This window comes from Virgibacillus sp. W0181, from assembly GCF_051846915.1.
Taxonomy (GTDB): Bacteria; Bacillota; Bacilli; order Bacillales; family Amphibacillaceae; genus JBPYCR01.
In genome coordinates this window covers 178,763-185,871 of the sequence record NZ_JBPYCR010000002.1, presented here as the reverse complement: position 1 = coordinate 185,871, position 7,109 = coordinate 178,763, and the positions used below count along the sequence as shown (strand labels likewise).

At 40.3% G+C, this 7,109-nt stretch carries 5 protein-coding genes; all 5 read left to right on the top strand.

Going from position 1 to position 7,109, the window contains the following annotated elements:
- Nucleotides 1-525: 525 nt before the first annotated feature.
- The 5 genes from ltrA to lpdA all read left to right on the top strand — a co-directional run bounded on the left by ltrA (nt 526) and on the right by lpdA (nt 7,089).
- Nucleotides 526-1,800, top strand: a complete 1,275-nt coding sequence (ltrA, locus tag ACLIBG_RS02235; protein ID WP_439311076.1) for a group II intron reverse transcriptase/maturase — start codon at nt 526-528, stop codon at nt 1,798-1,800.
- A 528-nt stretch (nt 1,801-2,328) separates the two neighbouring features.
- Nucleotides 2,329-3,372: a pyruvate dehydrogenase (acetyl-transferring) E1 component subunit alpha gene (pdhA, locus tag ACLIBG_RS02230; RefSeq protein WP_439311082.1), complete on the top strand. Its 1,044-nt coding sequence runs from the start codon at nt 2,329-2,331 to the stop codon at nt 3,370-3,372.
- Between the two features lie 3 nt (nt 3,373-3,375).
- Nucleotides 3,376-4,353, top strand: a complete 978-nt coding sequence (locus ACLIBG_RS02225) for an alpha-ketoacid dehydrogenase subunit beta (RefSeq protein ID WP_439311075.1) — start codon at nt 3,376-3,378, stop codon at nt 4,351-4,353.
- 27 nt (nt 4,354-4,380) lie between these two features.
- On the top strand, nt 4,381-5,679 hold the full coding sequence (locus ACLIBG_RS02220) for a dihydrolipoamide acetyltransferase family protein (RefSeq protein ID WP_439311074.1): 1,299 nt from the start codon (nt 4,381-4,383) through the stop codon (nt 5,677-5,679).
- A 3-nt stretch (nt 5,680-5,682) separates the two neighbouring features.
- Nucleotides 5,683-7,089: a dihydrolipoyl dehydrogenase gene (lpdA, locus tag ACLIBG_RS02215; RefSeq protein ID WP_439311073.1), complete on the top strand. Its 1,407-nt coding sequence runs from the start codon at nt 5,683-5,685 to the stop codon at nt 7,087-7,089.
- Nucleotides 7,090-7,109 lie beyond the last annotated feature (20 nt).

The following is a 7,109-nucleotide window of genomic DNA, read 5'->3' as shown; positions in this document are numbered from 1 at the left end:
TTTTTATTGTGCGCCAGGCATGGCGACTATCTAGGTGGTGAAAGTCCACTGTGGAGGTACACATCAACCAGCCACTAGAGAAGCGCAAGGCGCTTGCCGTGAGGCAAGAGCTGAAGGAAGCGTGTATCAAAATCTTGGCCCGACGAACAGAAATCTGATATCAAGGCTTTATGGAAGGATAAGGCTCCAATACAAGTCGAAGTCCAAAAGATGTGCGTAATTCTATAAAGTAAATCAGACGGGTAAAAGAGGAAAGATAGTCGTCTTACCCTGGGAGATCTCGCGAACAGTTGAGGAGTCCCCTAATAAGAAAACTGGTCGAAAAAGGTTTATCGTGAGAAGTCAGCCGAAGCCATAGTAATGATGCAAATCATGAAGGGCTGAACGATTTATAGTGTTTCTAACGCCATAGATGCGTGAGAGATAAACTTCAGAATATGTTAATGAGGAAAGTATGAGCGTATCTCAAAGGATACTCAAAAGAGAAGTGTCTCTCATTACAGAAAGGACCGGGAAGAAACGAGTATGGAACTTTTAGAGGAAATTCTAAGTAACAATAATATGAATGAAGCCTACAAACAAGTGTATCGAAATAAAGGTGCAAGTGGTGTAGATGGCGTAGCGATTGATGACCTAGCACATCATCTCTACAAACATAAAGATGAACTGCGAAGCCAAATCCGGAAAAGAAAGTATCAACCAATGCCTGCGCTACGAGTGGAGATACCCAAAGACAATGGCAAGATGCGTAAACTAGGTATTCCAACGGTCGTGGATAGGGTGGTACAACAGGCTATCAGCCAAAAACTTAGCCCTATATTTGAAAAGCAATTCAGCGAATATAGTTTTGGCTTCAGGCCAAGAAGAAGTTGCGAAATGGCAGTGACTCAAGCGCTGGAATATATGAATGATGGATATAGTTGGTTAGTGGATATTGACTTGGAAAGGTTCTTTGACACAGTTCACCATGATAAGCTGATGAGGATTATTTCTCACACCATTAAAGATGGCGATGTCATATCTCTTATCCGAAAATACCTTGTAAGTGGTGTCATGGTCAATGGAAAATATGAAGATACACCAATCGGAACACCGCAAGGTGGGAACCTTAGTCCGCTTTTAAGTAACATCATGTTGAATGAGCTGGATAAGGAACTAGAATCAAGAGGGCTGCACTTCGTTAGATATGCAGATGATAGTATCATCTTTGTTAGAAGTGAAAAAGCAGCAAATCGTGTGCTGGCTTCTATTACGAAATTTATTGAAAAGAAGCTAGGATTGATTGTGAACATGGAGAAGAGTAAAATTTCCCGTCCCGGAAAAACAAAATTCTTGGGATTTGGATTCTACTATGACTCAAATAAAAAGAAATATCAACCAAGACCACATCAGCAATCCATTCAGAAATTCCAAAGAAGGCTTAGACAACTAACCAAACGCAACCATAGCATATCTTTGGATGAGAGAATCATTAAACTAAAGCAAGTCATCCAGGGATGGATTAACTATTTCAAAATAGCCAACATGAAATCGACACTTGGAACAATAGATGCAAAATTGCGCTCTAGAATTCGAGTTATTATTTGGAAACAGTGGAAGAACAATAAAAAGAGAATAAAATCTCTTGTACAACTTGGAATTCCAGAGGAGGAAGCCAAAGGCTTAACCTATTGTCGAAAAGGTTATCGATTCATAGGACTATCAAAAGTGGTCCATAAGGCTTTATCCAACAAACGCCTAAGGCAAAGAGGAATTCCCTTTGCCCTAGACCACTATCTAAAAGTACACACTGTAATATAAATCGAACCGCCGTATACGGAGCCGTTTGTACGGTGGTGTGAGAGGGGTGGAAAATTATTTAATTTTCTCCTCTACTCGATTGAGAGAAAAAACATGAAAAGTTAATACAGTTCATAATTATGAGTGTAACAGTTTTCTGACGATTACCCATTTACTTAGAAATTTAAGAGGAAATGAAAGTGAAAACTGATAAAAACAAACAAAAGGATTGACCTCTTATAGGTAAATAAGCTAAACTCTAACTAGATTTAAAATTGTACTATTATTTTTCAATAACCGTATGTAACAGATTATGCTATGATTAATTCTGTCTTATTTCGGGTATTGATAAAAATGGATTAAATGTACAATGGCGTATGAATCAAACACAACTGTAGTGTTCGCACCACCCAGGTAGCAGTTAAACAAAGGGTTTTGCCATGCTGACTAGATTCAATAGATGTCCAGCTAAAAAATAAGAATTAGAAACGAAAGGAAGAGGTGACCATTTTGAAACATGTACTTGAAAATGTTGAGAATCAATTCGAAATGTTCCAAGTTCTGAATGAAGATGGGGAGATAGTAAATAAAGAAGATGATCCGAACCTGTCTGATGAGGAATTAAAAGAGCTTATGAGAAGAATGGTGTATACAAGAGTGTTGGATCAACGCTCCATTGCTTTAAATAGACAAGGTCGTCTTGGTTTTTATGCACCGACTGCTGGGCAGGAAGCGGCACAGATCGCCAGTCAATTTGCGTTGGAAAAAGAAGATTTTATATTACCGGGATATCGTGATGTTCCGCAGCTGATATGGCACGGTCTACCTTTATACCAGGCATTTTTGTTTTCAAAGGGACATTTTCACGGTAACCAGATGCCTGAAGGTGTTAACGCATTAAGTCCACAAATTATTATTGGTGCTCAGTATGTACAAGCGACCGGAGTAGCTCTTGGCATGAAATTAAGACAAAAAAAATCTGTTGCCGTTACATATACGGGTGATGGCGGTACATCCCAAGGGGACTTTTATGAAGGAATCAACTTTGCAGGAGCATACAAAGCGCCGGCAATTTTCTTTGTTCAAAACAACTTTTTTGCAATATCCGTACCAGTTGATCAACAGACAAATGCGAAAACATTGGCACAAAAATCTGTAGCTGCTGGAATTGAAGGGTTTCAAGTAGATGGAATGGACCCTTTAGCAATGTACGCTATTACAAAGCATGTTCGTGAACGTGCTATTGAAGGGGAAGGTCCAGCTTTAATAGAAGCAGTTACTTATCGTTATGGACCGCATACGATGGCAGGGGATGACCCAACCCGCTATCGGACGAAGGATTTGGATTCAGAGTGGGAGAAAAAAGATCCAATCGTCCGTTTCCGTGCGTACTTGGAAGCGAAAGATTTATGGTCAGAGGAAGAAGAAAACAAAGTGATTGAAGATGCAAAAGAAGATATTAAAGAGGCAATTAAAGAAGCTGACAAATATCCAAAGCAAAAGGTGACCGATCTGATTGGGAATATGTTTGAAGAACTTCCTTATCATCTTCAGGAGCAAATGCAGGAATATAAAGAAAAGGAGTCGAAGTAAATCATGGCACAAATGACAATGATTCAAGCGATTACAGATGCGATGCGCACAGAATTAAAAAATGACGAAAATGTGCTTGTTTTCGGCGAGGATGTAGGGAAAAACGGAGGTGTATTCCGGGCTACTGAAGGGTTGCAAGACGAGTTTGGCGAAGGCCGTGTTTTTGATACTCCTTTGGCGGAATCAGCGATTGGAGGCCTTTCCATTGGTCTTGGACTACAAGGGTTTCGACCGGTACCGGAAATTCAATTTTTTGGATTTGTCTATGAGGTAATGGATTCCATTAATGGTCAAATGGCCCGTATGCGTTATCGTAGCGGCGGCACACATACATCCCCAATCACGATTCGCTCTCCATTTGGGGGAGGCGTACAAACACCTGAGTTACATGCGGACTCACTCGAAGGATTAATTGCTCAACAGCCTGGAATTAAAGTAGTTATCCCATCGACTCCTTACGATGCAAAGGGTCTTCTAATAGCGGCCATACGCGACAATGATCCGGTCTTGTTTCTGGAGCATATGAAGTTATATCGTTCCTTTAGAGGGGAAGTACCGGAAGAAGCATATACAGTAGAGCTTGGAAAAGCAGATATTAAGCGAGAAGGTAAAGATGTAACACTGATCGCTTATGGCGCGATGGTTCATGCGTGCTTAAAAGCTGCAGACGAGCTGGAAAAGCAAAACATCGAAGCTGAAGTAATTGACCTTAGAACTGTTTCTCCAATAGACATTGAAACGATTATAGAGTCGGTAAAAAAGACGAATCGGGTAGTTGTAGTGCAAGAAGCACAGCGACAAGCCGGAATTGCATCAACCGTTGTTTCGGAAATTCAAGAACGCGCTATTTTGCATCTTGAAGCACCGATACTCCGCGTGACAGCACCAGACACCGTTTATTCATTTGCGGCTGCTGAAGAAGTATGGCTTCCGAACCACAAAGATATTATGAACAAAGTGGATGCAGTTATTAACTTTTAAATAAGCTTACGATAGGAGGTATTTATGATGGCATATGAATTTAAGCTACCTGATATTGGAGAAGGTATCCATGAAGGTGAAATTGTAAAGTGGTTCATTAAAGAAGGCGACGAAATTAAAGAAGATGATCCGCTTTGCGAAGTTCAAAATGATAAATCAGTAGTAGAAATCCCATCACCTGTTGATGGTACCGTTGAGAAAATTCATGTTGGTGAAGGAACGACAGCGGTTGTAGGAGATGTCCTTGTAACTTTTGATGCAGAAGGATATGAATCCGAGGACTCGTCAGCAGAAGAAGTTGATGAATCGGAAGAGAATACGGCGGAATCATCAACTACAGAACAAGAAGAAAAGCAAGAAACAAAAGAACAACCGAAACAAGAAGAAAAAAGTGATGACGATGCAACGGATGATAAACGGGTCATCGCAATGCCGTCGGTTAGAAAGTATGCACGGGATCAAGAAGTCGATATTAGGCAAATTTCAGGAACAGGGAAAAACGGACGTGTGTTAAAAGAAGATGTTGATGGATACTTAAGTGGAGACCAGCAATCTGAAACAACAGATGCTGGAACAACGAAAAAAAGCTCGGAAGAAAAAGCTCCTCAAATTCCAAAGGGAGACTATCCGGAAACTCGCGAAAAAATGAGCGGAATCCGTAAAGCGATCGCCAATGCAATGGTAAATTCCAAAACAAAAGCACCTCATGTGACATTAATGGATGATGTGGATGTAACAGAACTCGTCGCACACCGCAAACAATTTAAAGAGGTTGCATTGGAACAGGATATTAAATTAACGTATTTACCTTATGTCGTCAAAGCGTTAATTTCTGCATCCAAAAAATATCCAATGATGAATACAGCAGTTGATGATGAAACAAATGAAATTGTTCATAAGCATTATTATAATATTGGTATTGCAGCGGATACGGAAAAAGGACTACTCGTGCCAGTTGTTAAAGATGCAGATCGCAAGTCTATATTTGAAATATCCAAAGAGATTAATGAGTTGGCAGAAAAAGCACGTAGTGGTAAAATAGCATCTGAAGAGATGAGTGGAGCATCAAATACGATTACAAACATTGGATCTGCAGGAGGACAATGGTTTACGCCAGTTCTTAATTATCCGGAAGCGGCGATACTAGGTATCGGACGGATTGCAGATAAACCGGTTGTTCGTAACGGAGAAGTAGTAGTGGCTCCGGTACTTGCTTTATCACTAAGCTTTGATCATCGTATTATTGACGGTGCTACAGCACAATTAGCGCTCAATCAAATAAAAAGATTACTAAATGACCCACAATTAATCATGATGGAGGCGTAATGCATGGTAGTAGGAGATTTTCCAATTGAAGTAGACACATTAGTAGTTGGCGCAGGCCCAGGCGGATATGTAGCAGCTATTAGAGCTGCACAACTCGGCCAGAAGGTGACCATTGTCGATAAGGGAGATTTAGGTGGCACGTGTTTAAATGTCGGTTGTATTCCATCTAAAGCCTTGATACAGGCAGGGCACATGGCCGATAATGCCCATGGAAGTGAAGAACTAGGAATTACAACGGAAAAGGTAAATGTCGATTTTTCCAAAGTACAGGAATGGAAAGGAAAGGTTGTCAATCGCTTAACGTCCGGAGTAGAGAGCCTCTTAAAAGGAAATAAGGTGGACATTGTCAAAGGTGAAGTGTATTTTGTTGATAATACACATGTAAAAGTAATGGATGAAAAGAATTCACAAACGTACACATTCAAAAATTGTATTATTGCCACAGGCTCATCGCCAATTGAAATTCCGAGCTTTCCGTTTTCGGATCGTGTATTGGATTCAACCGGCGGCTTGAATTTAAAAGAAATACCGGAAAAACTTGTCGTAATTGGCGGTGGTTATATCGGTACAGAATTGGGTTCAGCGTATGCCAATTTTGGTACGAAAGTAACGATTCTCGAGGGCGAAAAAGATATTCTTGGTACATTTGAAAAACAAATGACACAGATTGTTAAAAAACGTTTAAAGAAAAAAGATGTTGATATTATAACAGAAGCGATGGCTAGTGGCGTAGAAGAAACAAAAGATGGTGTAAAAGTAACATATAAAGTAAACGACAAGGAAGAAACGATTGAAGCGGATTACGTATTAGTTACTGTCGGTAGACGCCCAAATACAGAAGAGCTTGGTCTTGATCAAGTTGGTGTTGAAGTCGATGATAAAGGTCTAATCAAAATAAATAAGCAATGCCGAACAAATGTTGATAACATCTATGCAATCGGTGATATTGTTGAAGGGCTTCCACTGGCACATAAAGCTTCCTATGAAGGTAAAGTTGCTGCAGAAGTAATCAGTGGCCAAAAATCTGAAATAGATTATCTTGGTATGCCAGCTGTTGTGTTTTCTGATCCAGAAATGGCTTCAGTCGGTTATACAGATAAGGAAGCAAAAGATGCTGGTTACAATGTAAAAGCTTCTAAGTTTCCATTTGCTGCTAATGGTCGTGCACTATCCTTAAATGATAGTGATGGGTTCTTGAAGCTTATTACACGAGAAGAGGATGGGCTTGTCATAGGCGCCCAAATTGTTGGGCCTAATGCCAGCGACATGATAGCAGAAATCGGCTTAGCAATTGAAGCTGGTATGACAGCGGAAGATATAGCGTTAACGGTTCATGCGCATCCGACACTAGGCGAAATTACAATGGAAGCTGCAGAAGTTGCTTTAGGAACGCCGGTTCATATGCTGTAACTGACAAAGATTCGATAAAG

Bases quoted from the DNA above. Each gene is read 5' to 3' on its own strand.
- ltrA (WP_439311076.1), top strand. From the start codon at position 526: ATGGAACTTTTAGAGGAAATTCTAAGTAACAATAATATGAATGAAGCC.
- pdhA (WP_439311082.1), top strand. From the start codon at position 2,329: ATGTTCCAAGTTCTGAATGAAGATGGGGAGATAGTAAATAAAGAAGAT.
- ACLIBG_RS02225 (WP_439311075.1), top strand. From the start codon at position 3,376: ATGGCACAAATGACAATGATTCAAGCGATTACAGATGCGATGCGCACA.
- ACLIBG_RS02220 (WP_439311074.1), top strand. From the start codon at position 4,381: ATGGCATATGAATTTAAGCTACCTGATATTGGAGAAGGTATCCATGAA.
- lpdA (WP_439311073.1), top strand. From the start codon at position 5,683: ATGGTAGTAGGAGATTTTCCAATTGAAGTAGACACATTAGTAGTTGGC.